The sequence below is a fragment of the Pseudomonas baetica genome (genome assembly GCF_002813455.1).
In the GTDB taxonomy this organism is placed as follows: domain Bacteria; phylum Pseudomonadota; class Gammaproteobacteria; order Pseudomonadales; family Pseudomonadaceae; genus Aquipseudomonas; species Aquipseudomonas baetica.
In genome coordinates this window covers 4,268,904-4,293,978 of the sequence record NZ_PHHE01000001.1, presented here as the reverse complement: position 1 = coordinate 4,293,978, position 25,075 = coordinate 4,268,904, and the positions used below count along the sequence as shown (strand labels likewise).

21 protein-coding genes are annotated in these 25,075 nt (G+C 60.0%); 8 read left to right on the top strand and 13 right to left on the bottom strand.

What is annotated here, in order from left to right:
- Positions 1 to 108: 108 nt before the first annotated feature.
- The 5 genes from leuS to ATI02_RS19785 all read left to right on the top strand — a co-directional run bounded on the left by leuS (position 109) and on the right by ATI02_RS19785 (position 6,217).
- The gene (leuS, locus tag ATI02_RS19805; protein ID WP_100847123.1) at positions 109 to 2,715 is read left to right on the top strand and encodes a leucine--tRNA ligase; all 2,607 of its coding nucleotides are present in this window, start codon (positions 109 to 111) and stop codon (positions 2,713 to 2,715) included.
- An 87-nt stretch (positions 2,716 to 2,802) separates the two neighbouring features.
- Positions 2,803 to 3,408 carry an LPS-assembly lipoprotein LptE gene (locus ATI02_RS19800; protein ID WP_100847122.1) on the top strand — a complete coding sequence of 202 codons (606 nt, stop codon included), beginning with the start codon at positions 2,803 to 2,805 and terminating at the stop codon, positions 3,406 to 3,408.
- A gap of 39 nt (positions 3,409 to 3,447) precedes the next feature.
- Positions 3,448 to 4,485, top strand: a complete 1,038-nt coding sequence (holA, locus tag ATI02_RS19795; protein ID WP_100847121.1) for a DNA polymerase III subunit delta — start codon at positions 3,448 to 3,450, stop codon at positions 4,483 to 4,485.
- Between the two features lie 183 nt (positions 4,486 to 4,668).
- Positions 4,669 to 4,833, top strand: coding sequence for an alternative ribosome rescue factor ArfA (gene arfA, locus ATI02_RS19790; protein ID WP_016986126.1), 165 nt, complete (start codon positions 4,669 to 4,671; stop codon positions 4,831 to 4,833).
- 61 nt (positions 4,834 to 4,894) lie between these two features.
- The gene (locus tag ATI02_RS19785) at positions 4,895 to 6,217 is read left to right on the top strand and encodes a lytic murein transglycosylase (RefSeq protein WP_100847120.1); all 1,323 of its coding nucleotides are present in this window, start codon (positions 4,895 to 4,897) and stop codon (positions 6,215 to 6,217) included.
- 132 nt (positions 6,218 to 6,349) lie between these two features.
- Here ATI02_RS19785 and ATI02_RS19780 read toward each other — a convergent pair whose 3' ends face one another.
- The 13 genes from ATI02_RS19780 to ATI02_RS19720 all read right to left on the bottom strand — a co-directional run bounded on the left by ATI02_RS19780 (position 6,350) and on the right by ATI02_RS19720 (position 18,928).
- Positions 6,350 to 7,300 (bottom strand): S66 peptidase family protein, encoded by a 951-nt coding sequence (locus ATI02_RS19780; protein ID WP_095188443.1) that lies wholly within the window; start codon positions 7,298 to 7,300, stop codon positions 6,350 to 6,352.
- A gap of 176 nt (positions 7,301 to 7,476) precedes the next feature.
- Entirely contained in the window at positions 7,477 to 8,475 is a 999-nt protein-coding gene (gene lipA / locus ATI02_RS19775; RefSeq protein ID WP_167394918.1) for a lipoyl synthase, read from the bottom strand.
- 25 nt (positions 8,476 to 8,500) lie between these two features.
- A complete protein-coding gene (gene lipB, locus ATI02_RS19770) occupies positions 8,501 to 9,148 on the bottom strand; it encodes a lipoyl(octanoyl) transferase LipB (RefSeq protein ID WP_095188444.1) in 648 nt (215 codons plus the stop codon).
- Positions 9,148 to 9,423: a DUF493 domain-containing protein gene (locus ATI02_RS19765; RefSeq protein ID WP_095188445.1), complete on the bottom strand. Its 276-nt coding sequence runs from the start codon at positions 9,421 to 9,423 to the stop codon at positions 9,148 to 9,150. Before ATI02_RS19765 ends, lipB begins: the two co-directional genes overlap by 1 nt.
- 79 nt (positions 9,424 to 9,502) lie before the next feature.
- A complete protein-coding gene (locus ATI02_RS19760) occupies positions 9,503 to 10,660 on the bottom strand; it encodes a D-alanyl-D-alanine carboxypeptidase family protein (protein ID WP_095188446.1) in 1,158 nt (385 codons plus the stop codon).
- Positions 10,661 to 10,843: 183 nt separating this feature from the next.
- The gene (locus ATI02_RS19755; RefSeq protein WP_095188447.1) at positions 10,844 to 11,854 is read right to left on the bottom strand and encodes a septal ring lytic transglycosylase RlpA family protein; all 1,011 of its coding nucleotides are present in this window, start codon (positions 11,852 to 11,854) and stop codon (positions 10,844 to 10,846) included.
- Complete coding sequence (mltB, locus tag ATI02_RS19750) at positions 11,854 to 12,864, bottom strand: lytic murein transglycosylase B (protein WP_100847119.1); 1,011 nt, start codon at positions 12,862 to 12,864, stop codon at positions 11,854 to 11,856. Before mltB ends, ATI02_RS19755 begins: the two co-directional genes overlap by 1 nt.
- 17 nt (positions 12,865 to 12,881) lie before the next feature.
- Positions 12,882 to 13,985 carry a rod shape-determining protein RodA gene (gene rodA, locus ATI02_RS19745; protein ID WP_167394917.1) on the bottom strand — a complete coding sequence of 368 codons (1,104 nt, stop codon included), beginning with the start codon at positions 13,983 to 13,985 and terminating at the stop codon, positions 12,882 to 12,884.
- A gap of 31 nt (positions 13,986 to 14,016) precedes the next feature.
- Positions 14,017 to 15,912 carry a penicillin-binding protein 2 gene (gene mrdA, locus ATI02_RS19740; protein WP_100847117.1) on the bottom strand — a complete coding sequence of 632 codons (1,896 nt, stop codon included), beginning with the start codon at positions 15,910 to 15,912 and terminating at the stop codon, positions 14,017 to 14,019.
- Between the two features lie 10 nt (positions 15,913 to 15,922).
- Entirely contained in the window at positions 15,923 to 16,390 is a 468-nt protein-coding gene (gene rlmH, locus ATI02_RS19735; RefSeq protein ID WP_009051038.1) for a 23S rRNA (pseudouridine(1915)-N(3))-methyltransferase RlmH, read from the bottom strand.
- 9 nt (positions 16,391 to 16,399) lie between these two features.
- Positions 16,400 to 16,894, bottom strand: a complete 495-nt coding sequence (gene rsfS / locus ATI02_RS19730) for a ribosome silencing factor (protein ID WP_016986117.1) — start codon at positions 16,892 to 16,894, stop codon at positions 16,400 to 16,402.
- 71 nt (positions 16,895 to 16,965) lie between these two features.
- Positions 16,966 to 17,688 carry a nicotinate-nucleotide adenylyltransferase gene (gene nadD / locus ATI02_RS19725; protein ID WP_100847116.1) on the bottom strand — a complete coding sequence of 241 codons (723 nt, stop codon included), beginning with the start codon at positions 17,686 to 17,688 and terminating at the stop codon, positions 16,966 to 16,968.
- Complete coding sequence (locus ATI02_RS19720) at positions 17,657 to 18,928, bottom strand: glutamate-5-semialdehyde dehydrogenase (RefSeq protein ID WP_095188452.1); 1,272 nt, start codon at positions 18,926 to 18,928, stop codon at positions 17,657 to 17,659. The genes nadD and ATI02_RS19720 overlap by 32 nt, the downstream gene beginning before the upstream one ends.
- Positions 18,929 to 19,105: 177 nt before the next feature.
- Between ATI02_RS19720 and ATI02_RS19715 the strand changes: the two genes are divergently transcribed.
- The 3 genes from ATI02_RS19715 (at position 19,106) to ATI02_RS19705 (ending at position 25,035) form a co-directional block, all read left to right on the top strand.
- Positions 19,106 to 19,825 carry a DNA-3-methyladenine glycosylase gene (locus tag ATI02_RS19715; protein ID WP_100847115.1) on the top strand — a complete coding sequence of 240 codons (720 nt, stop codon included), beginning with the start codon at positions 19,106 to 19,108 and terminating at the stop codon, positions 19,823 to 19,825.
- Positions 19,826 to 19,958: 133 nt separating this feature from the next.
- Positions 19,959 to 21,275 (top strand): bifunctional DedA family/phosphatase PAP2 family protein, encoded by a 1,317-nt coding sequence (locus ATI02_RS19710; RefSeq protein ID WP_095188454.1) that lies wholly within the window; start codon positions 19,959 to 19,961, stop codon positions 21,273 to 21,275.
- 460 nt (positions 21,276 to 21,735) lie between these two features.
- Positions 21,736 to 25,035, top strand: a complete 3,300-nt coding sequence (locus ATI02_RS19705) for a hypothetical protein (RefSeq protein ID WP_100847114.1) — start codon at positions 21,736 to 21,738, stop codon at positions 25,033 to 25,035.
- Positions 25,036 to 25,075 lie beyond the last annotated feature (40 nt).

The following is a 25,075-nucleotide window of genomic DNA, read 5'->3' as shown; positions in this document are numbered from 1 at the left end:
TCATGTATGCTACGGCGCTTCCTGTCATTCCACTTCCAGCTCGTCCGGGCCATCCCGAATGCTGCGTTGAAGAGGATTAGGCCACCCATATCCAGTACAAAAGTAGCCATGCACGAACAATATCAGCCCCGTGAAATCGAAGCCGCCGCCCAGTCGTTCTGGGACGAGCAAAAGTCCTTTGAAGTCAGTGAACAGCCAGGCAAGGAGACTTTCTACTGCCTGTCGATGTTCCCTTACCCCAGCGGCAAGCTACACATGGGGCACGTGCGCAACTACACCATCGGCGACGTGATCTCCCGCTACCAGCGCATGCAAGGCAAGAACGTTCTGCAACCGATGGGTTGGGACGCCTTCGGCATGCCGGCAGAAAACGCCGCGATGAAAAACAACGTCGCGCCGGCCAAGTGGACCTACGAAAACATCGCCTACATGAAAACCCAGCTGCGTAGCCTGGGCCTGGCGGTGGACTGGTCGCGCGAAGTGACCACCTGCAAGCCGGATTACTACCGCTGGGAACAATGGCTGTTCACTCGCCTGTTCGAAAAAGGTGTGATCTACCGTAAAAACGGCACCGTGAACTGGGACCCGATCGATCAGACCGTTCTGGCCAACGAACAGGTGATCGACGGTCGCGGCTGGCGTTCCGGCGCGCTGATCGAAAAGCGCGAAATCCCGATGTACTACTTCAAGATCACCGCCTACGCGGATGAGCTGCTGGAGAGCCTCGACGAACTGACTGGCTGGCCGGAACAGGTCAAGACCATGCAGCGCAACTGGATCGGCAAATCCCGCGGCATGGAAGTGCAGTTTCCGTACAACGTCGACTCCATCGGCGAAGCCGGCACTCTGAAAGTCTTCACTACCCGTCCGGACACCCTGATGGGCGCGACCTACGTCGCCGTGGCCGCCGAACACCCGCTGGCCACTCAGGCGGCGCAGAACAACCCTGAGCTGCAAGCGTTCATCGCTGAATGCAAAGGCGGCAGCGTCGCTGAAGCCGACGTCGCCACCCAAGAGAAAAAAGGCCTGCCGACCGGCCTGTTCGTCGAGCACCCGCTGAGCGGTGAAAAACTGCCAGTCTGGGTCGCCAACTATGTGTTGATGCACTACGGCGATGGCGCAGTAATGGCTGTGCCGGCGCACGACGAGCGCGATTTCGAATTCGCTCACAAGTACAACCTGCCGGTGAAATCGGTCGTGCGTACCAGCTCCGGCGACAGCAACCCGGCCCCATGGCAAGACGCCTACGGCGAGCACGGCACGCTGATCAACTCCGGCGAGTTCGACGGCCTCGACTTCGCCGGCGCGTTCGACGCCATCGAAGTCGCCCTGATCAAGAAACAACTGGGCGCCTCGCGCACCCAGTTCCGTCTGCGCGACTGGGGCATCAGCCGTCAGCGCTACTGGGGCTGTCCGATCCCGATCATCCACTGCGATGCCTGCGGTGACGTGCCGGTGCCGGAAGATCAACTGCCTGTCGTGCTGCCAGAAGACGTGGTGCCGGATGGCGCCGGTTCGCCGCTGGCGCGCATGCCTGAGTTCTACGAGTGCAGCTGCCCGAAATGCGGCCAGCCTGCCAAGCGTGAAACCGACACCATGGACACCTTCGTCGAGTCGTCGTGGTATTACGCACGTTACGCCTCGCCGCACTTTGAAGGCGGCCTGGTGGAAAAATCCGCGGCCGATCACTGGCTGCCGGTCGACCAATACATCGGCGGTATCGAACACGCGATTCTGCACCTGCTCTACGCGCGCTTCTTCCACAAACTGATGCGCGACGAAGGTCTGGTCAGCTCCAACGAGCCGTTCAAGAACCTGCTGACCCAAGGCATGGTGATCGCCGAGACTTACTATCGTCGCGAAGCCAACGGTGCCTACACCTGGTTCAACCCGGCGGACGTCGAACTTGAACGTGACAGCAAAGCCAAAGTCATCAGCGCCAAGCTGATTGCCGACGGTCTGCCGGTGGAAATCGGCGGCACCGAGAAGATGGCCAAGTCGAAGAACAACGGCGTTGACCCACAGTCGATGATCGACCAGTTCGGTGCCGACACTTGCCGTCTGTTCATGATGTTCGCCTCGCCACCTGACATGAGCGCGGAATGGTCCGACTCCGGCGTTGAGGGTTCGCACCGTTTCCTCAAACGTGTCTGGCGTCTGGCTCAGGCCCACGTTACTCAGGGTCTGCCGGGCAAACTTGACGTTGCCGGCCTGAACGACGAGCAGAAAGCCGTGCGTCGCTCGATCCATCTGGCGATCAAGCAGGCAAGCCACGACGTTGGCCAGAACCACAAATTCAACACCGCCATCGCTCAGGTGATGACGCTGATGAACGTGCTGGAAAAAGCTGCGCAAGGCACCGAACAGGATCGCGCGTTGATTCAGGAAGGTCTGGAAGCCGTGACCTTGCTGCTGGCTCCGATCACTCCGCACATCAGCCATGAGTTGTGGAACCAACTGGGCCACGCCGATCCGGTGATCGACGCCGGTTGGCCAGCAGTGGACGAAACTGCGCTGGTGCAGGACAGCCTGACCCTGGTCATCCAGGTCAACGGCAAACTGCGTGGCCAGATCGAAATGCCGGCCAGCGCAACGCGTGAAGAAGTTGAAGCGGCAGCGCGCGCCAACGAAAACGTACTGCGTTTCGTCGACGGCCTGACTATTCGTAAAGTGATCGTAGTGCCCGGGAAACTGGTCAATATCGTCGCCAGCTAATTGGATCGGGCGCCGGGTTTGCCTGGCGCCAAGTAAAACCTTTCGGGCCGCACGAACGGCCCACATGGTTTCAAGGGGAGCAACACAATGATCAAACGCAATCTGCTGGTGATGGGCCTCGCCGTCCTGTTGAGCGCCTGCGGTTTCCAGCTGCGCGGCACTGGTACCACCGAACTGACCATCAAGGAACTCGACCTGAGTGCGCGTAACGCCTACGGCGAGACCGTCACCCAACTGCGTCAGGTGCTGGAGTCGAGCGGCGTCAAGATTTACAGCGGTGCGCCGTACAAGCTGTTCCTGGCTGACGAACAGGAAAGCCAGCGCATCCTCAGCTACGCCGGTGCCGGTCGTACAGGTGAGTATCAGGTTACTACCGTCCTCAACTACGACATCCGTGGCGACAAGAACCTTCCCCTGCTGAGCGACAAGCTTGAAGTGCAGAAAGTGTTTATCCACGACGGCAACAACCTCGTCGGCTCCGATCAGGAAGCCAACGATGCCCGTCGCGATATCCGTCGCGAGCTGGTTCAGCGCATGATGCTGCGCCTGCAACAGCTGACCCCGGGTCAACTGGAGCAACTGCAGCAAGCCGCCAACAACCGCGCCAGGGCTGAAGCCGACGCGCTCGAAGCGGCGCAAAAGGCTGAAGCGGAAACTCCGCGTCAGTCGCCGCTCGAAATCCCGCAGCAGTAAGACGTTCGGGGCGCTCAGGCGCCCCGTTCGATTGCTCTTATGAAGCTCGCTCCCGCCCAACTCGGCAAACACCTGCAAAGCGCCCTTGCGCCGGTCTACATCATCAGTGGCGATGACCCGCTACTGTGTCAGGAAGCCGCCGACGCCATTCGCAGTGCCGCCCGCCAGCAAGGATTCGACGAACGTCAGGTCTTCGCCGCCGATGCCAATTTCGATTGGGGCACGTTGTTGCAGGCCGGCGCCAGCATGTCGCTATTCGCTGAAAAGCGTCTGTTGGAGCTGCGTCTGCCTTCAGGCAAACCCGGCGACAAGGGCGCTGCCGCCTTCATCGAATACTGCTCTCGCCCCGCCGAAGACACCGTGCTGCTGATCAGCCTGCCCAAGCTCGATGGCAGTGCGCAGAAAACCAAGTGGGGCAAGGCGCTGGTTGAAGGCCAGCAGACCCAGTTCATCCAGATCTGGCCGGTGGATGCCAATCAGTTGCCGAGCTGGATTCGTCAGCGCTTGTCGCAAGCCGGATTGTCGGCCAGCCAGGACGCCGTCGAACTGATTGCCGCACGCGTCGAGGGCAACCTGCTCGCCGCGGCGCAAGAAATCGAAAAGCTCAAGCTGATGGCCGAAGGCGGCCAGATCACCGTCGAAACCGTGCAAGCCGCTGTCGCGGACAGTGCGCGCTTCGATGTGTTTGGCCTGACCGATGCCGTGCTCAACGGCGAACCGGCTCACGCGTTGCGCATGCTCGAAGGGCTGCGCGGTGAAGGTGTCGAACCGCCAGTGATTCTCTGGGCACTGGCGCGGGAGTTGCGCCTGCTGGCCAATATCTCGCTGCAATATAGCCAGGGCACACCGCTGGACAAATGCTTCAGCCAAGCCAAACCGCCCGTCTGGGACAAGCGCAAACCGTTGATGAGCAAAGCCCTGCAACGTTACTCGGCGCAACGCTGGGCGCAGTTGTTGCTCGAAGCTCAGCGCATCGATGCGCAGATCAAGGGCCAGGCGGCAGGGTCGCCGTGGATGAGTCTGAGCCGCTTGGCACTATTGATGGCTGGCCAACGTCTGACACTCCCCGCCGAATAACCTGTTTTACCGCATAACGGCCATTCGCGAGCAGGCTCGCTCCCACATTGAAATGCATTCCAAATGTGGGAGCGAGCCTGCTCGCGAAAGCGTCAGAACATTCCTACACAACAGGCACTGGACAGACGCCCGACATCGGCAAATTATTCCCCCCGCAAAACCCACTCACTCGAGAGAACCCTTATGAGCAAAAAGCCATCGAAACATGGCCCGAACAAGGCCAAATCCATCGTCGCCCAACCCCTGTTCCGCAGTCGCCAGGAACGACCAACCAAGGGTAAAGGCAGCTACCGCCGCGAAGCCTTCCAGTCTGACAGCTGGGAGGCTTCTTACTTTCTGGCTGCCTGAAGCGCAGTACCCCCCGGTCATGTTAAGGTCTGCACCTGATTCGTATCCTCTGGACCTGTGCATGCCCTTTTGTCTTTCCCATCGTTGGCCTGTTCGCCAATTGGTTGCTGCCACAAGTTTCATCCTGCTTGTTGCCTGTGCGGAAAAACCTACCGCCGCCGACGCGCAACCTCTTCAAGCAGCCCCTGTCGCCACAGCCCCAGCGATCATTCCGCCGGTAGTGCCGTCCGCCGACCCGCTCGATCTACAGCCGACCCAGACCTTCGCCGAATGGCAGGCAGGCTTTCGCAAGGACGCACTCGCCGCCGGGATTCGCGCCGATTTGTTTGATCGTGCATTTGCCAATGTCAGCTTCGATGCCAGCGTGATCCGCGCCGACCGCAGTCAGCCGGAATTCTCCCGCCCGGTGTGGGAATACCTCGATGGTGCGCTCTCGCCGCTGCGGGTGCGCAAAGGCCAGGCGCTGATCAACCAGTACGCCGACATTCTGCAAAGCATCGAACAGCGTTATGGCGTTGATCGTCAGGCACTGGTGTCGGTGTGGGGCATGGAAAGCAACTTCGGCCAGTTCCAGGGCAGCAAGTCGGTGATCAATTCGCTGGCGACCCTCGCCTATGAAGGACGGCGCCCGGGCTTTGCCCACGCACAATTGATCGCTGCCCTGCAAATTCTGCAACAGGGTGATATTACCCCGGAGAAAATGCTCGGTTCCTGGGCTGGCGCCATGGGGCAGACCCAGTTCATTCCAACCACCTACAACACCCACGCCGTGGATTTCGACGGTGACGGCCGCCGCGACATCTGGGGCAGCCCGGCCGACGCCCTGGCGTCGACTGCGCACTACCTGCAAAGCTCCGGCTGGCAGCGCGGCCAGCCGTGGGGTTTTGAAGTGCAACTGCCGAGCAGCTTCAACTTCACGCTGGCAGATGGCGCGATTCGTAAAAGCGTTGCCGAATGGCGTCAGTTGGGTGTGACCCTGCCCAATGGCGGTCAAGTGCCCGCGGGCTCCGAACAGCTGTCTGCCGCCCTGCTGCTGCCGGCCGGTTATCGTGGCCCGGCGTTCCTGATCCTCGATAACTTCCGGGCGATCCTCAAGTACAACAACTCGTCGTCATATGCATTGGCTGTGAGCCTGCTGTCCGAGCGGTTCAACGGCGGCGGCTTGATCAACGGCACTTGGCCGAAGGATGACCTGCCGCTGAGTCGCACCGAACGTATCGAACTGCAAACCCTTCTGAGCGCGCGCAACTACGATGCGGGCACGGCTGACGGGATCATCGGCGCCAACACGCGCAAGGCGATTCGCAGCGCGCAGCAGTCGTTTGGCTGGCCGGCGGATGGCTATCCGACGCACAAGCTGCTTGAGAGCCTGCGTAGCCAATAGCAGTTTGTCGTATGGCTAATGCCGCTTTCGGGAGCAAGCCCCCTCCCACAGTTGACCGAGTTCCACCATGGGAATGCGATCAACTGTGGGAGGGGGCTTGCTCTCGAAGACTCAATCTCTGGCGATAAACCTCTACGGTCTGATCACCACATCCTGCTCCAGCATCAACTCCTTCTTCCCCGCATCCAGCCGTACCAGCGCACCCAGTGGCAACGTCAGGTTCGGATCACAATGCCCACTGCGCCAACCGGACAGCACCGGAATCCGCAACGGCGCAAAAGTCTGTTTGAGCAAGCGGTTCAGCGCCTCGACATCCACCCCCGCGACATCCCCGACCAACACGCCACGCAGCTTCGCCAACTTGCCGGCCAGACGCATCTGAGTCAGTAATCGGTCGATGCGATACAGCGGCTCGTTGATGTCCTCGATGAGCAGAATCACGCCTTCGACATCGATCTCGTATGGCGTGCCCAGGGTCGAAGCGATCATCGCCAGATTACCGCCGAGCAAGCGCCCATGGGCGACGCCGGGCTCGACCGTGGTCAACGGATAAGCCACCGGATGGCTCAGCACGCTGCCCGTTTTCAGTTGACCGCGCAGCATGGCGAAGAATGAGGTGACGGTCGGCGGCTCCTTGTCGCCCAGCAGGTCAGCATTGAGCAGCGGCCCGTGGAAGGTCACGAAGCCTGCGTAGCGACTGATGGCCAAGTGCAAAGCAGTGATATCGCTGTAGCCGATGAACGGCTTGGCGTGGCGGCTCAGCAGATCGAAGTCGATCCGGTCCAGCAGTCGCGGCGTACCGTAGCCACCGCGCAGACAGATGATCGCGTCCACCTCAGGGTCAGCGAACGCTGCATGCAGATCGTTGAGCCGCACGTCGTCGCTGCCGGCCAGATAGCCTTCCTTAGCGTAGACGCCGGGAAACACCTTCAGTGCATAGCCCCGGGCGCGCATCCATTGCACTGCCTTATCGGTGTCCAGTGCCCCGGGGCCGGCCGGCGCAATAACGCCGATCGTACCCTCCGAGGGTAACGCCGGTACGGCTCTGTGTGGACACAGTGTGTGAGTGGGTCGAACAGTCATCCATGGATCTCCGTGCGTAAAATCATGCTCACACAGTAGTCAGGAACGGGGACAAACAGAAGAGACTTCGTTGCCCCACAGGTTGCGGGAAAAGTAAGCGCTTGTCGTAGGACAGGCAAAAAAAATGCCCGCGCAGACATAAAGCCTCGCGGGCATTTTTATGGCGCTGCGCGGGATCAGGAACCCAGCAGCTCAGCCTTGACCAGCTTGGCCTGCTCGTCGGCGTGGTACGAAGAACGTACCAACGGGCCCGACGCGACGTTCTTGAAGCCCATCTTGTAACCTTCCTCGGCGAACCAGGCGAAGGTGTCCGGGTGCACGAAACGCTGCACCGGCAAGTGGCTGCGCGACGGTTGCAGGTACTGACCCAGGGTCAGCATGTCGATGTCGTGTTCGCGCATGCGCTTCATGACTTCGATGACTTCTTCGTCGGTCTCGCCCAAGCCGAGCATGAGGCCGGACTTGGTCGGAATGTGCGGCATCATCTGCTTGAAGCGTTGCAGCAGGGTCAGCGACCACTGGTAGTCCGAACCCGGACGCGCAGCCTTGTACAGCCGCGGCACGGTTTCCAGGTTGTGGTTGAACACATCCGGCGGCTCGGCCGCAGTGATTTCCAGGGCGACGTCCATGCGGCCACGGTAGTCCGGAACCAGGGTTTCCAGCTGCACGTTCGGCGACAGTTTGCGGATCTCGCGAATGCAGTCGGCAAAGTGCTGGGCACCGCCGTCACGCAGGTCGTCACGGTCAACCGAAGTGATCACCACGTACTTGAGCTTGAGGTCGGCGATGGCGATGGCCAGGCTTTGCGGCTCGTTGACGTCCAGTGGCTTCGGACGACCGTGGCCAACGTCGCAGAACGGGCAGCGACGGGTGCAGATGTCACCCATGATCATGAACGTCGCGGTACCGCCAGAGAAGCACTCGCCCAGGTTCGGGCAGGACGCTTCTTCGCAAACGCTGTGCAGCTTGTGTTTGCGCAGCAGGCTCTTGATGCGGTCGACTTCCGGCGAAACCGGGATGCGTACACGAATCCAGTCAGGTTTCTTCGGCAGCTCGGTGGTCGGAATGATCTTTACCGGGATGCGTGCAACCTTCTCGGCGCCGCGCAGCTTGACGCCGGCTTCAACCTTGGGACGCGGGGCCGGGCGCTCGGTCACGTCGAGCGTCGGGATCATGGTTTGCACTGCATCAGTAGTCATATCAGTCGATTCCGCCCGTCAGGGTCGTCTGCTCAGCATAGTCGAGGTGTTTGACGAGCTGCGCACGCAGCCGGGCACTTACCTCGGCAAATTCAATCGATCCTGCGTGATCGCTCAGCTGGGTCATCGCCAGCCCGGCATAGCCGCAGGGATTAATCCGTCGAAACGGTTCCAGGTTCATATCCACGTTCAGGGCCAGGCCATGAAAGGAACAACCGTGGCGAATCCGCAAACCCAGAGAAGCGATTTTCGCTCCATCGACGTACACGCCGGGAGCATCTGGCTTGGCTGCGGCGGTCACGCCGTAGCTGGCCAGCAGTTCGATCAGGCAACGCTCCATGCGGCTGACCAGATCACGCACGCCAAAACCCAGTTTGCGTACATCCAGCAACAGGTAAGCCACCAGTTGGCCAGGGCCATGGTAGGTCACCTGCCCGCCGCGATCGACCTGCACCACCGGGATATCTCCCGGCAGCAACAAGTGTTCGGCCTTGCCGGCCTGGCCCTGAGTGAACACCGGCGGGTGCTCGACGAGCCAGATTTCGTCGGCGGCATCGCTGCCGCGTTCGTTGGTAAAACGTTGCATGGCATGCCAGACCGGCTCGTAAGCCATCTGGCCGAGCTCACGAAAGCCCAGCGTGCCTGGCATCACAACACCATGTGCACGAAGCCGGTCGCCCGCAGTTCGCTGTTGATGTTGTACAGCTGATCCTGGTCGGTCGCGACGATGTGCAACTGAATAGTGGTGTATTTGCCGTTGCTGCTCGAACGCTCATCGACCCGCTCATCGTTGATTTTCGCGAATTTTTTCACGATTTCGATGATCTTGTCTTTGTGGCCGACGCCCGTGTCGCTGATCACCTTAATCGGATAATCAGTCTGGGGAAATTCGATCTTTGGCGCCTTTACTTCGGTATCGGTCATGGCGTAACGGCCTCTTAAGCCGTGGTAACGCGCATGGCCCCGCTCCGAGTCGGGGCGGGGCCATGCAGGTCAACACAAATCAGTTGAACAAGCCGTAGAAGAATAGACGGATGCTATCCCACATGCGGCGGAAGATACCACCCTCCTCGACAGCGTCCAGAGCGATCAGGTCGGCGCTGTGCACCACCTTGTCTTCCAGCTTCACTTCGACTTTACCGATCACGTCGCCCTTGGCGATTGGCGCGGTCAGTTGCGGGTTCATGGTCATGCTGGCAGCGAGCTTCTTCAGCTGGCCTTTTGGCAGGGTCATGGTCAGGTCTTGAGCCAGGCCGGCCTTGACTTGACTGGTGGTGCCTTTCCACACCGGGGCCTGAGCCAGTTCGGTGCCCTTCTGGTAGAAGGTCTGGGTTTCGAAGAAGCGGAAGCCGTAAGTCAGCAGCTTCTGGGTTTCAGCGGCGCGAGCCACTTCGCTGTTGGTGCCGAACACCACGGCGATCAGGCGCTGGCCATCACGTACAGCCGAGGACACCATGCAGTAGCCGGCTTCATCGGTGTGACCGGTTTTCAGACCGTCAACGGTCTTGTCGCGCCACAGCAGCAGGTTGCGGTTAGGCTGTTTGATGCCGTTCCAGAAGAACTCTTTCTGCGAGTAGATCGCGTAGTGAGCCGGGTCTTCGTGGATGATCGCGCGGGCCAGGATCGCCATGTCGTGCGCCGACGAGTAATGCTCAGGGTTCGGCAGACCGGTCGGGTTCATGAAGTGGGAATTGGTCATGCCCAGATCGGTAACCGTCTTGTTCATCAGGTCGGCGAATGCATCTTCGCTACCGGCGATGTGCTCGGACAGCGCCACGCTGGCGTCGTTGCCGGACTGGATGATGATGCCGTGCAGCAGGTCGCTGACAGTCACCTGCGAACCGACTTTGATGAACATCCGCGAACCGCCGGTGCGCCAGGCGTTTTCGCTGACGGTCACCGGATCGTTTTCACCGATCTGGCCACGACGGATTTCCAGCGTAGCAATGTACGCGGTCATCAGTTTGGTCAGGCTGGCCGGTGGCAGACGCTGGTCACCGTTGTTCTCCACCAGCACGTTGCCGCTGCTGGCATCCATGAGTACGTAGGCCTTGGCGGCCAGTTGTGGTGGCGATGGCATCATCTCGGCCGCGAAGGCGGCTGGCGAGAGGAGCAGCGGGACTAGCAGACACAGGCGTTTGGCAAAGGTGGTGATGTTCATCCGTCTCTCGAAATCGCTAATGGAAACTGCCCTAAGGCAAAATTTAATCAGATGGCTTTCTGACGAGCCATCGCGTGTTCAGTTGCTCACTCCAGTCACCCTTGCCGGGCTTTTGTTCTTCGACGAGCCAACAACCTGATTCACCCCCCAATCGCTGGTGAATCGTCAATCAAGTCCTACGTATTACTCGGTGACCACACTTGGCGAACCAAGGTTGGCCAGGCGCACGCTGTTCTGCACCTGGGCAATTTCACCCGGCGAACCGATCGGCCCCAGGCGTACCCGGTGCAGGGTCTGCTGATTGCGCACGATCGAGCTGATGAACACCGGAGCGCTCACCATCCCGCTGAGCTTGGACCTCAGCAGTTCTGCAGCGTCCGGGTTGGCGAAGGCGCCCACCTGCAGATACTGGCCAGACGCTGTTGCAGAAGCGTTTTTTTTTGCGTCGAGCTGAACCGGCACGACGGCCGCGGCGTGCTGCTGCGGCGGCGGGGTCCATTGCTCGACGGTGCCGGCCGAAGCCGTGATCACCGGCGCGCTATTCTGCGCGACTTGCGGCTCGTTGAGCATCAAAGGCGCCGGACGGCCCTTGGCGGCCCACCACTGCTGCGGATCGATGCCTTCGACCTTGACCCGCGCGGTGCCGCTCTCGGCGTAACCGAGCTTCTTGGCCGCCGCGTAAGACAAGTCGATGATGCGGTCGGAATAGAACGGGCCGCGGTCATTTACGCGCAGAATCACTGTGCGGTTGTTGTCCAGGTTGGTCACCCGAACGTAACTTGGCAGTGGCAATGTCTTGTGCGCAGCGCTCATGCCGTACAGGTCATAAACTTCGCCGTTGGCGGTGTTCTGGCCATGGAACTTGGTGCCGTACCAGGACGCCGTGCCTGAGGCGACGTAAGTCTTGGACTCCTGCAACGGGAAGTAGGTTTTGCCCAGCACCGTGTACGGGTTGGCCTTGTAGGGACCGGTGTGCAGGGTCGGTGTGGCATCGGGGATGCGCGACACATCGACATCCCACCACGGCGCGCCATCTTTATGCGCACGGTTGATGTCCAGACCCGGCTGCGCTCGCACAGCGGTAGAGGATGTCTTCTGAGTCGGGGAACGGCTGGTCGAACAACTGGCGACCAGTACCGCCAACGCAGCGAATGCCACCAGCTTCAGGGGTTTATTGATAGGCAATGCCCGCATTACTTGACGCCCCGTGCTTGTACCAGCTGTTCAGACAGTTGATGTACGGCCATGGCGTACATCACGCTGCGGTTATAACGCGTGATCGCGTAGAAATTCTTCAGGCCCATCCAGTATTCAGGGCCGTTGTCGCCTTCGAGGCGAAATGCGGTGACCGGCATGTCATCGCGCAGCGCATCATGACTCGACCAGCCCAGCGCTCGCAACTCCCCGACGGTTTTCGTCGGCTCGATGCCGGTGGTCAGGCCTTCATCGACCTGCTCGCCGCGCACATCGGCGCGGCTGACCACGGGTTCACCGGCAACCCAGCCGTGACGCTTGAAATAGCTCGCGACGCTGCCGATCGCATCATCCGGGTTGTTCCAGATATTGATATGGCCGTCACCGTCGAAATCCACCGCATAGGCGCGAAAGCTGCTCGGCATGAACTGTGGCAGCCCCATCGCCCCGGCGTAGGAGCCTTTGAGGGTCAGTGGATCGACCTGCTCTTCGCGCGCCAACAGCAAGAACTCACGCAGTTCCTTACGGAAAAATTCGGCACGGGGAGGATAGTCGAAACCCAGCGTAGACAAAGCATCGATTACGCGGAAATTGCCGGTATTACGTCCGAAAAACGTCTCAACGCCGATGATCGACACGATGACTTGTGCCGGTACTCCGTATTCCTGCTCGGCACGGGCCAGCGTGGCCTCGTGCTGGCGCCAGAAGTCCACACCTCGCGCAATACGCGCGTCAGTGAGGAACATCGGCCGGTATTCTTTCCACTGCTTGACCCGTTCGGCGGGTTTGGAGATGGCGTCAAGAATCGACTGCTTGCGCTGCGCCTCGCGAAACACACCCATCAGTTGTTCACCGGCGAAACCGTAGTCGCGGGTCATTTCACCGACGAATTCGGCCACCTGCGGCGAGCCTTCGTATTCGCCGGCCAGCGCTTGCTGCACGCTCCCGAGGAGGCCCATCAGGCCAACCAGCGGCGCGCATCGAGTCGCCCAGCCACGCATTACTTGCATTGAACTCTTCACCTTATTCAAACCTGTGCGATCCACTTGCGATGGGTATGGATCGACATCAAAACCCCAAACGCTGACAGCAGTGTCACCAGCGAAGTTCCTCCGTAGCTAATGAACGGCAACGGCACCCCTACGACCGGCAACAGGCCACTGACCATACCGATGTTGACGAAAACGTAAACAAAAAACGTCATGGTCAATGCTCCGGCGAGCAATTTTCCGAACAGCGTTTGCGCCTGAGCGGTAATCACCAGCCCCCGACCAATCAACAAAAGATAGATAAGCAACAACGCGCAAATGCCCACCAGCCCGAACTCTTCGCCCATTACGGCAATGATGAAGTCGGTGTGGCTTTCTGGCAGGAAGTCCAGGTGCGACTGGGTACCGAGCAGCCAGCCTTTGCCGAACACGCCGCCGGAACCGATCGCCGCTTTCGACTGAATGATGTTCCAGCCAGTGCCCAACGGATCGCTTTCCGGGTCGAGGAAGGTCAGGATCCGTTGCTTCTGGTAGTCGTGCATGATGAAAAACCACATGGCGATCGCCACGGGTACAGCGGCGGCAAGCACGCTGAGGATCCAGCGCCAGCGCAAGCCGCCCATGAACAGCACGAACGCACCGCCAGCGAGAATCAGCAACGAAGTACCAAGGTCAGGCTGGCGCACGATCAGGATGAACGGCACACCGATCAGCATCAGGCTGATGCCGACATGCTTGAGCTGCGGGGGCAAAGTACGCTTGGACAGATACCAGGCAATGGTCGCCGGCATCAGGATCTTCATGAATTCCGAGGGCTGGAAGCGGATCACTCCGGGAATGTTGATCCAGCGCGTGGCGCCCATGGCGTTGTGGCCCATGATGTCCACCACCAACAGCAGCAGCACGCCGACCACATAACCGAGCGGTACCCAACGCGCCATAAATCTCGGTTCGAACTGGGCGATGACGATCATCGACACCAGGCCGATGCCGAACGACGTGGCTTGTTTGGCCAACAGATCCCAGCTCTTGCCACTGGCCGAATACAGCACGAACAGGCTGCCGGCGGCGAGGATCAGCAGCAGGATCAACAACGGGCCATCGATATGCAGCCTTTGCAGCAGCGTCGCGCGGCGACGCATCACATCCTCGCTGGAGAGCATGCGATCAAAATTATTCATCACGGGCCGTAGCCTCCGCACTGATTGGGCTGGCGTATTCGGCCTTCAAACGTCCGTTCTGATCGAGCAGCCAGGCATCCATGACCTGACGCACCACCGGCGCGGCGACGCCGGAGCCGGACTCACCGTTCTCGACCATTACCGAGACGACGATGCGCGGATCGTCAGCCGGGGCAAAACCGACGAACAAGGCATGGTCGCGATGGCGTTCCTGAACCTTGGAGCGGTCGTATTTCTCGCCTTGCTTGATCGCGACGACCTGGGCCGTACCCGACTTGCCGGCAATCCGGTATTGCGCGCCGATGGCGGCTTTGCGCGCGGTGCCTCGGGCACCGTGCATCACCTGCTGCATGCCATGGTTGACCTTGGCCCAGTCCGACGGATCACGCAGGACAATGTCCGGTATCGGGTTTTCGTCCACCGGCTTCACCCCTTCGAGGGATCTGGCCAGGTGCGGGCGGTTCCACACGCCTTTGTTCGCCACCAGCGCCGTGGCCTGAGCCAACTGCAGCGGAGTCGATTGCATGTAGCCCTGGCCGATCCCGAGAATCAGCGTTTCGCCCGGGTACCACGCCTGTTTACGGGTCGCGCGCTTCCACTCGCGGGACGGCATCAGGCCGGGAGATTCTTCGAACATGTCCAGCGAGACCTTCTGGCCGATACCGAACTTGTTCATGTAGGCCGACAAGCGGTCAATGCCAAGCTTGTGGGCCAGGTCATAGAAGTAGGTGTCGTTGGACCGCATGATCGCCGTGTCGAGGTCGACAAAGCCGTCGCCCGTACGGTTCCAGTTACGGTATTTGTGATCGTAGTTGGGCAGCATGTAATAACCCGGGTCGAACACCCGGCTCGACGCTGTCACCACACCCGAATCGAGGCCGGCGATTGCCACGGCTGGCTTGATCGTCGAACCCGGCGGATACAGGCCGCGCAGCACGCGGTTGAACAGTGGCCGGTCGATGGAATCGCGCAACTCGGCGTACGCCTTGAAGCCGATGCCGGTGACGAACAGGTTCGGGTCGAAGCTCGGTTGGCTGACCATCGCCAGCACTTCGCCGGTCTTCGGGTCGAGCGCAACCACCGCGCCACGACGACCGCCCAGCGCAAGTTCGGCGGCTTCCTGCAATTTGATGTCCAGGCTCAGGACGATGTCCTTGCCGGGAATCGGATCGGTACGCTTGAGCACGCGCAGAACGCGGCCCCGAGCGTTGGTCTCGACTTCTTCGTAACCCACCTGCCCGTGCAGTTCCGGCTCGTAGAAACGCTCGATGCCGGTCTTGCCGATGTGGTGGGTGCCGCTGTAGTTGACCGGATCGAGCGTTTTCAGCTCTTTCTCGTTGATTCGCCCCATGTAACCGACCGAGTGCGCAAAATGCGCGCCCTGCGGATAGTGACGAACCAGTTGCGCAACCACTTCAACGCCCGGCAGACGGAACTGGTTCACTGCAATCCGGGCGATCTGTTCTTCGGTCAGCTCGAACAGGATCGGCACCGGCTCGAACGGCCGACGGCCCTGACGCATGCGCTTTTCGAAGATCACCCGGTCTTCAGGCGTCATTTCCAGCACTTCGACGATGACGTCGAGCACTTGCTGCCAGTCGCCGGAACGCTCGCGGGTCATGCTCAGGCTGAAGCTGGGACGGTTGTCCGCCACCACCACGCCGTTGCGATCGAAAATCAGCCCGCGAGTCGGCGGAATCGGCTGCACGTGGACGCGGTTGTTTTCCGACAGCGTCGAGTGGTACTCGTACTGGATCACCTGCAAGTAATACAGCCGCGCGATCAACACGCCGATCAACAGCATGATCGCAACGGCCCCGAACACGACGCGGCTGCGCACCAGACGTGCGTCCTTTTCGTGGTCCTTGATGCGGATCGGCTGAGACATGAGGGCAGGCTTACTTGTGGTAAGGGTGACCGGACAGCACGGTCCAGGCACGGTACAACTGTTCGCCGATCAGGATCCGCACCAACGGGTGCGGCAGCGTCAGCGGCGACAACGACCAGCGCTGATCCGCGCGGGCACAGACTTCCGGTGCCAGCCCTTCGGGACCACCGACCATGAAGTTGACCGTGCGCGAATCCAGCCGCCAGCGGTCGAGTTCGACCGCCAGTTGCTCGGTGCTCCAGGGTTTGCCGTGGACTTCCAGCGTGACAATCCGCTCGTTCTGCCCAACCTTGGCCAGCATGGCTTCGCCTTCCTGGCGGATGAAACGGGCCACGTCGGCATTCTTGCCACGGGTATTGAGCGGTATTTCCACCAGTTCCAGCGCCAGCTCGGACGGAAGACGCTTGGCATATTCATGCCAGCCTTCTTCCACCCACTTGGGCATGCGTGAACCGACGGCGATCAGTCGCAGTCGCACAGCAATCCCTTACAGCTGGTCTTTGTTGAGCTTGGTGAAATGCTCGTGGGTGTTTTCCGGGCTGTGGTGCTTGGCGTCAGCCGCGCGGCTCTGCTCGGCTCCGGCCCACAGGCGTTCCAGGTCGTAGAACTGACGTGCCGAGGCGGTCATCATGTGCACGATCACCAGATCCAGGTCGAGGAGCACCCAGTCGCTGTCGCCCTTGCCTTCTTCGCCCAGCGGCTTGGCGCCCTGCTTTTTGACTTCTTCGCGAACCTTGTCGAGCATCGCGTTGATCTGGCGGTTGGACGTACCGGTGGCGATGATCATGTAGTCAGTGATGCTCTGCTTGTCGCGAACATCGATGATCTGGATGTCTTGCGCCTTGACGTCTTCCAGCGCGGCTACAGCCAGCTTGACCAGTTCGTCGCCCTTCAGCGGCTCATTGGTGTTGACCGGTTCTGGCAGCGGGGCGCTCTTGAATGTGCCTTTGCGCTTTACTTTGGTTTGGTCTTTGTCAGTCATATAAAACTCGTTTTGCTCGTATATTCGGCGGCTAGGGATACGGTGATTCGTATCAGTGAAGCACGCCTTGTTCAGTTCGACGCACGGTACAGACCGTGCGCATCGATGTAGGCCAGGACCGCGTCGGGCACCAGGAAACGTACCGACTTACCGCTGGCCAGCAGTTGACGGATCTGGGTGGCGGAAACCGCGAGCGGTGTCTGCCAGACGAATGCAATCTGTCCGCTCGGCCCTTTCAGGGCCAGCGGGTCGCTCACCGAACGCGCTGCCAGCAGGTTGCGCAAGGCATCCGGCGGTTCGCTGTCGGCGTCCGGGCGCTGTAGCACCAGGATGTGGCAATGCTGGAGCAACTCTTCCCAGCGGTGCCAAGTGGGCAGGCCGCAAAATGCGTCCCAGCCCAAAAGCAGAAAAACCTGGGTTTCTGCGGGCATTTCAGCACGCATCAACTCCAGGGTATCAATGGTGTAAGACGGTTTGTCCCGCTGCAATTCGCGGGCGTCTACCACCAGCGGCGGCACTCCGGCCACCGCGCACTCAACCATCGCCAGCCGATCCTGCGCCGACACCTGCGGCGTATCACGGTGTGGCGGTCGCGCGCTGGGCGTCAGGCGCAGCTCATCCAGTGCCAACGCCTCGGCGACCTCCAGCCCACCGCGCAAATGGCCGATGTGCACCGGGTCGAACGTGCCGCCCAGGATGCCGATGCGCCGAGGTCGGGATTCGCTGCCGGTTTGCGGCGCTGTCAGGTCGAGGTCGGTCAAGTCAGACCGTCGCCTGGCCGCGCAACTGGCCATCACCGACCACGACGTACTTCTCGCAGGTCAGTCCTTCGAGGCCCACCGGGCCGCGGGCGTGCAGCTTATCAGTAGAAATGCCGATCTCGGCACCCAATCCGTATTCAAATCCATCGGCGAAGCAGGTCGGGGTGTTGATCATCACCGACGCCGAGTCGACTTCGGCCACGAACCGCCGGGTGTCGGCGAGGTTTTCGCTGACGATCGAGTCGGTGTGGTGCGAGCCGTAATGATTGATGTGTTCGATCGCCTGGTCCAGCCCATCGACCACACGGATCGACAAGATGGGCGCCAGATACTCGGTGTTCCAGTCGTCTTCGCTGGCCGCCACGGCCTCGATGATCGCCAGGGTGCGCTCGCAACCACGCAGTTCGACGCCTTTTTCGCGGAACTGAGCAGCCATCGACGGCAGGAAATCCTTCGCTACGGTTTGATCGACCAGCAAGGTCTCCATCGCGCCACAGATGCCATAACGATAGGTCTTGGCGTTGAAGGCGATGCGCTGGGCTTTCGCCAGGTCGGCGTGCTCGCTGACATAGACGTGGCAGATGCCATCCAGATGCTTGATCACCGGCACCCGGGCATCGCGACTGATACGTTCGATCAGGCCCCGGCCACCGCGCGGCACAATCACGTCGACGTATTCGGGCATGGTGATCATCGCGCCAACGGCGGCGCGGTCGGTGGTTTCCACCACTTGCACCACCGCAGCTGGCAGTTCGGCCTCGGCCAGACCGCGCTGAATGCAGGCAGCAATGGCACGGTTGGAGTGAATCGCCTCGGAACCACCGCGCAAGATGGTTGCGTTGCCGGACTTCAGGCACAGACTGGCGGCATCGATAGTCACGTTGGGACGGGATTCGTAGATGATCCCGATCACACCGAGCGGCACGCGCATCTTGCCGACCTGAATGCCCGACGGGCGGAAGCTCATGTCACGGATGGCGCCGACCGGGTCCGGCAGCGCTGCGACCTGACGCAGGCCGACGATCATGCCGTCGATGCGTGCCGGGGTCAGTTCCAGACGTTCCAGCAGCGCAGGCTCCAGACCGTTGGCGCGACCGGCGGCCAGATCCTGTTCATTGGCTGCGGCCAGCTCCGCGCGAGCGGCGTCCAGAGCATTGGCAGCAGCCTGCAAGGCGCGGTTTTTCTGCGCGGTGCTGGCACGGCCGATGACCCGGGAGGCTTCGCGGGCGGCGCGACCCAATCGGGTCATGTAGTCAAGAACGGACTCAGTCATGGTCTGCTGGGGTCTTGGCAAAGAGGAAAGCGGCAGATTATAGCTGTCGCGTCCCGGGACTAACAGCGGTGACGGGCGGATGGTCGAAATGGACTACAAATTGCCAATCTTCAGCCGTAATTAAGCCTCGGATTGTTATCATTCCGACCTCTTCTGCCTGGATAAGCCTTGCCCGCCATGCCCAACCTGACCGTTCGCAACAGCGCCGAGCGCCTGCCACGGGGACTTGCGGACGCTTTTTTCGACCGCGACGCCCAAGTCCTCGCACAGGATCTGCTCGGCAAAGTCATCCGCCATCGGGTCGGCGATCTGTGGCTCAGCGCGCGGATCATCGAAACCGAAGCGTATTACTGCGCGGAAAAAGGCAGCCACGCCTCGCTTGGCTACACAGAAAAGCGTAAGGCTTTGTTTCTGGATGGCGGCCACATCTATATGTATTACGCCCGTGGCGGTGATTCGCTGAACTTCAGTGCGCAGGGCCCGGGCAATGCGGTACTGATCAAATCCGCCTATCCGTGGGTCGACGAGATCAGCGGACCGGCGAGTCTGGCGCAGATGTTGCTGAACAATCCTGATGCACAGGGTCGCCCGCGCCCGTCGCAAAAGCTCTGCGCCGGCCAGACGTTATTGTGCAAGGCACTGGGCTTGAAGGTGCCGGTGTGGGACGCCAAGCGTTTCGACCATGAAGTGTTGCTGGTGGAAGACACCGGGCCTGCGCCTGCGCACATTATTCAAACCACGCGCCTGGGCATTCCCCACGGCCGCGATGAACACCTGATGTACCGCTTCGTTGACGCGACTTATGCCCAATGGTGTACGCGGAACCCGCTGCGCCGGGGTCAGGTCGAAGGCCAGGATTATTTTGTATTGCCCAGGCTAGAAGCAGATTTGAAGTAGAAGAAATTCCCTGGGGGAGCGAGCTTGCTCGCGATAGCGCTGGGTCAGCCATCGTTGTTTCGCCTGACACACCCTCTTCGCGAGCAGGCTCGCTCCCACACGGGCCAATTGAAGATTTGATGGAGTTGTCTGTATGGGCCCATGGCTCGATAGCGTGACCGGGTGGCTGGCGACCAATCCACAGTGGCTGGCAATCGCGGTATTCATCGTGGCTTGCGTTGAATGCCTGGCGATTGCCGGGTTGATCGTGCCCGGCACGGTGCTCTTGTTCGCCATCGCGGTGCTGGCCGGCAGCGGTGCATTGTCGTTGAGTGAAACCCTGTTGCTGGGCTTTCTCGGCGGGATTCTCGGCGACGTGATCTCGTATTTCCTCGGGCGGCATTTCCACCAGAACATCCGGCGCCTGCCGGGCCTGCGCCATCACCCGGAATGGATGGCCGGCGCCGAAACCTACTTCCAGCGCTATGGGATCGCCAGCCTGTTGGTCGGACGCTTTATCGGCCCGCTGCGCCCTATGCTGCCGATGGTTGCCGGCATGTGCGACATGCCTTTCCCGCGCTTCGCCGCCGTCAGCCTGTTGGCCGCTGCAGGCTGGAGCCTGGCCTATCTGTTGCCGGGCTGGGCCACCGGCGCGGCCTTCCGGCTGCCTTTGCCAGAAGGTTTCTGGCTTGAAGCCGGTATCGTCGCCGGCAGTATCGCCGCCATGGTCGGCCTTAGCGTCAACAGCAGTTTGCGCCGCCACCGCCGTGCGACGATCTGGATCAGCAGCATGAGCCTGTTGATTCTGATTGGCCTGTTCATCGGTTATCCCTACCTGACCGCCCTCGATCAGGGCGTGATGACGCTGGTGCAGGAACATCGGCAACCGATGCTGGATGAAATCGCCGTCACGTTTACCCTGATCGGCGAATTTCGCAACATGCTGCTGTTCAGCGCCCTGCTTACCGGTTTGTTGCTGCTCTGTCGGCAATGGCGCCAGGCAATCTTCACCGGCGGCACGCTGCTGGTCACGGCGCTGGCCAACACCGGAACCAAACTGTTCTTCGCCCGGGTCCGTCCGGAAGTACTGGCCGACCCGCTGACCAGCTACAGCATGCCCAGTGGCCACGCTTCCGGCTCGTTCGCCCTGTTTCTGACCCTCGCCGTTCTCGCCGGTCGCGGACAGCCGCCGCGCATGCGCCTGACCTGGCTGTTGCTCGCCTGCATTCCGGCGCTGGCGATCGCCTTGTCGCGGGTCTATCTGGGCGCTCACTGGCCGACCGATGTGCTGGCCGGTGCGATGTTGGCGACGTGCGTCTGCGCGGCCAGTCTGTGGCTCAGCCAGCGCCAGGCGCCGCTGGGTGCGATGCCGCAAAAGGTCTGGTGGCTGGTGCTGCCAGCGTTGGTCGCGCTGTTCGGATTCTTTGCCTTACGCCATTTGCCGAACGCCATGCTGCGTTACGCCTACTGACGAGGACTGTCGTCGTGCCCTTGCCTGAACCGCAATGGGCACGACAACCATAAAGCCTTGTTCTCGCAACAACCATGAAGTCCATTTCAAATAAGTCCAGGTTTTACACCTGAAAAAATTTGCGAACACAATAAACATTCAACAGCAACTTCCATACAAGACACGACAAAACAAACAGCAAAACAATAGCCACTGATTGCGCAGTCGCGCCGTGCCACATTGAACGCATCTCACCGTGTTCAAAACACAATGACTGCAATCAGGAAACCCACTTTTGAGCGATTCAATAAAAACAACCAAGCACCACAACAAGCAACTTCCCCATTACACCATTACCGATATCGCCCCCTCTTCCAGCGCACTACCAGACCGTACAAGTGTTGATACTTCACAAGTTTCAGCCAACGTTCCGGACTTCAAGGCTGTAGACCACCTGTTCGGGCCATTGAGGTTGGGGGCAGTGGCCGTCACCCGCCAGGAACTCATGCGGCTGGGGGCAACTATCGACGGGCAGACCATCACGCCCGCCAACCTGTATTTCGCGCAAGCCGATCAAGCCATTATCGATGGCCTGCAACTCGATCCCGCCAAGGTCACTGCGCGCATGCTCTCGGCCACTGAACAGGATGGCCACCTGGTTTCAACACTGATGTTCGAGATCGCAACGTTGCGTTCGAACAATGCTGTCCCGCTGATGAAAAAAATGTCGGCGGGCGAGCACGCCCAGGCAATGAACAAAGTGTGCAATGTACTGAACGCCGTGCAGCGTGTGGAAATACAAGACGCCTCACAACTTGATCAAATGCCCGGCTGGATCGATAAAACCAAAAGCCGTGCGATGACCACGATGGGCGCAGGCATGCAGATGTACGGTTTGTACAGTGCCTATCGAGGAACGATAGAAGCATTGAAAAACAGTGACTGGAATGAAGCGGCGATCAATGGCGGCGGCGCGGCGGCCGAGATCGCTTCACTCGGACTGGAATATGCCCTGACAAAAACCGGCGAAAGCATGATCCGCAATGGCGCCCTGACGTTCGAGCAGTTCGGCAAAACCACGGCAGGCAGCCGACTGGTTCGCGGCTCGGGACTGATCGCCAGCGCGCTCACCCTGCCCTTTGACGTGTACACGGCCGTCAAATCATTCAGCGACGCTGCCAGTGCCGAAGGCAAAAAAGCCCAGGATCTTTACGTCACCGGCGGGCTCAGTGTGTTCAGCGCCGGGCTGTCGCTGGCACTCGGCGCAGCAACGCTGATGGGATTTCAGTTTGCCGGGCCGGTCGGCCTTACCGCCGCCGCGATCATGATTGTCGGCGCGCAGATCTACGCCGCTGCACGCATCGTGGATGACATCGACGACTACATCGAACTGACTGTGCACGAACGTTTACGCTCGGGCTGGTTCGCGTTCACCGGTCAGGATCTGGATCAGGAGGTCATGGATCGATTCAAGCTGCAGAAAACCTATGACGACCATCTCGTGGCCTTGAAAAGCCGCAGCGTGGCGTGGCTCGAAAATGAGCTGAAGGACACCATGGAGGCGATCGTCAACGGTCGCGTTTCCACGTCTCTGCAACCGACCCAAGTCTACAAGTACACATGGGATGAGGCCGCCGGAGAGTCACCGTATACCACGGTCAACGTCGCTGCCTTGAAAGATAGCGATGACACCTTCGACGCCCGCAACGGACTGCCCGAGAACAATGGCCAGGTCACGTTCGGGCGCAACGATCCAGGTAAAAACAAAGGGATACTCTGGCACCTGGGGGGCGGTGACGACACGATCCAGGGCGTCACCGCCAAATCCAACGCCTTCGTCTATGGCTGGGGCAAGAAACATCTCGAGGGCGGCGATCTGGACGACACCTTCGCCTTCCAGTCCGCCAGCGAGGCGCTCAGTGTCCGGGCTCCGGTGGCCAGCGAAATCGGCCATTTGCAAGGTGGCGCCGGCACCGATCTCTTATGGCTGCAGGGCAAACACAGCAAGGGCCACGGCATGCAAGAACCGTTGTTCGCCGGCTACGATATTGATCTGGAGAACGGCGCACTCGGCCTGCGCTCCACCGATCCCGCAGTGGCGTCAGTGCTGCACTCCCACATCGATTCCTTCGAGAAGATTGAAACACTCAAGGGTGCATCCAACCGGGTGCGCGGCACTGCCGAAGCAGAAGTGATCGGCGCCAATGGCCGTGATCAGATCAATGCCGGTGGCGGTGATGACCAGATCACCATTAGTGGCAGTCATGCCACCGTCGACGGCGGCGCCGGCAGCGATACCTACCTGGTCCACCGCGACAGTCTGGCCGTCAGCCTGATCGAAGACGGTCAGGCGCACAGCACGGTTTCTCTGGGCGTTGCACTGGAGTCCATCCAGAGCTGGCGCATCCGTGACCATGCCCTGGTGATCGAGTCAGTGCGCGGCGAGGAGCCCTACCTTCCGCGCCGGGAGTTGAGCCTTGAAGCGGTCTACCAGACCATCGATGGCCAGCGAGTGTTGCGCAACGATAAATGGACATTCATCACCACCGATGGTTATTACCTGCAGCCCGACTGTCCAGCCGCGCTCACCGGGCTGGATGAGCAGCCGATCAACGTGATCATTCTGAGCCCGGGCACAGCCAGACAATCGCCCCGGGTACTCAATGACTACCAGACCGTGCCGGCCAATATCGATTCGTTTTATTACGTTTCCAGCGACACCGCGCATGCAACGCTGAATGTGCCCAAACACGACAAAATCAATAAGAGCACCGTCTATATTGACCATGACAGCCAGGACATTACCGAAGTCAGAGCGCACTACGATGTGACGTCGACGACACTGGGTGGTTTTGAACTGCTGAGTTATCCGAACTTCTACTACACCCTGCTGATGCGTGACGGCGTTACCTTGCTATCGCTGCATGGCGGGATGGTTGAAGACCCTTACAGTAGAACCAGCGTGACCGCTGGACACCTGGCAAATACCTGGAAGATCAATCACGAATTCATCCTGGTGATGCGCGACGGTGTTTCGTACCGAGTAGACCTTCCGCAAATTCCTTACCTTGATGACTCGAAAGATCCCGGCCATAAAGTCGCGCAAAGTCGTGCTTCTCTGCGCGAGCGTGCCGGCAAATACATGTTCATCAAACCGCGCATTGAAAAACTCACGCTGAAAAACTCGCCACAACGCATCGACTTTCAATCGATAGCGCATGCCAGGAGTTATCATCTGGAAGGTCGTTCATCACACTACGATATTTATCCGAGCGACAATATGTCCCTTCGGCTGTCCACTGCCGACGAGGATATAAGAGCGTCCGGCTCATCGACCTGGACGTTATATACAGCGCAACTGAAAACACCGGTCTTGCGCAGTCATCTGTCGATCAATGGCAACTTGCTGAAAGTCGGCAGCCTTCATATTCACTTGCCGGACAGCAACAATCCGGACCTGCCTATTGAAACAATTGACGTCGCCCTCGTGTCAGGCAACTGCTACAGGGTCAACAACCTGTTTGAGATCATCAGCCTGTTCACCGTCGACGCCATGGCTCACTCCTCAATTGCAGCGCTAACACTGGAAATCAACAACCATAAAGACCGGGAAGAGTTGTCCGACGATGAAATACCGGTGAAGAACATCTATCTGCAAGGCAGGGAAGCGCAAGACATTCATTACAACGCACAAACCGCTAGCTGGCACATCAGCGCTGATCGCGCGCGCAAAGTAAGGGTCGAGGATTTGAGGATCGGCGTTGCACCTGCGACACGCTGATTACGACTACACACAAGGCACTTGACCAGATCTGGAAGCT

Coding starts and splice junctions, on each gene's coding strand:
- lipA (WP_167394918.1), bottom strand. CDS start 8,475: ATGATCCCGACGCTCGACGTGACCGAGCGCCCGGCCCCGCGTCCCAAG.
- ATI02_RS19765 (WP_095188445.1), bottom strand. CDS start 9,423: ATGACCGATACCGAAGTAAAGGCGCCAAAGATCGAATTTCCCCAGACT.
- ATI02_RS19760 (WP_095188446.1), bottom strand. CDS start 10,660: ATGAACATCACCACCTTTGCCAAACGCCTGTGTCTGCTAGTCCCGCTG.
- ATI02_RS19755 (WP_095188447.1), bottom strand. CDS start 11,854: ATGCGGGCATTGCCTATCAATAAACCCCTGAAGCTGGTGGCATTCGCT.
- arfA (WP_016986126.1), top strand. CDS start 4,669: ATGAGCAAAAAGCCATCGAAACATGGCCCGAACAAGGCCAAATCCATC.
- mrdA (WP_100847117.1), bottom strand. CDS start 15,912: ATGTCTCAGCCGATCCGCATCAAGGACCACGAAAAGGACGCACGTCTG.
- ATI02_RS19785 (WP_100847120.1), top strand. CDS start 4,895: ATGCCCTTTTGTCTTTCCCATCGTTGGCCTGTTCGCCAATTGGTTGCT.
- holA (WP_100847121.1), top strand. CDS start 3,448: ATGAAGCTCGCTCCCGCCCAACTCGGCAAACACCTGCAAAGCGCCCTT.
- ATI02_RS19800 (WP_100847122.1), top strand. CDS start 2,803: ATGATCAAACGCAATCTGCTGGTGATGGGCCTCGCCGTCCTGTTGAGC.
- leuS (WP_100847123.1), top strand. CDS start 109: ATGCACGAACAATATCAGCCCCGTGAAATCGAAGCCGCCGCCCAGTCG.
- rodA (WP_167394917.1), bottom strand. CDS start 13,985: ATGCGTCGCCGCGCGACGCTGCTGCAAAGGCTGCATATCGATGGCCCG.
- mltB (WP_100847119.1), bottom strand. CDS start 12,864: ATGCAAGTAATGCGTGGCTGGGCGACTCGATGCGCGCCGCTGGTTGGC.
- ATI02_RS19710 (WP_095188454.1), top strand. CDS start 19,959: ATGGGCCCATGGCTCGATAGCGTGACCGGGTGGCTGGCGACCAATCCA.
- ATI02_RS19715 (WP_100847115.1), top strand. CDS start 19,106: ATGCCCAACCTGACCGTTCGCAACAGCGCCGAGCGCCTGCCACGGGGA.
- ATI02_RS19780 (WP_095188443.1), bottom strand. CDS start 7,300: ATGACTGTTCGACCCACTCACACACTGTGTCCACACAGAGCCGTACCG.
- lipB (WP_095188444.1), bottom strand. CDS start 9,148: ATGCCAGGCACGCTGGGCTTTCGTGAGCTCGGCCAGATGGCTTACGAG.
- rsfS (WP_016986117.1), bottom strand. CDS start 16,894: ATGACTGACAAAGACCAAACCAAAGTAAAGCGCAAAGGCACATTCAAG.
- ATI02_RS19720 (WP_095188452.1), bottom strand. CDS start 18,928: ATGACTGAGTCCGTTCTTGACTACATGACCCGATTGGGTCGCGCCGCC.
- nadD (WP_100847116.1), bottom strand. CDS start 17,688: ATGGCCAGTTGCGCGGCCAGGCGACGGTCTGACTTGACCGACCTCGAC.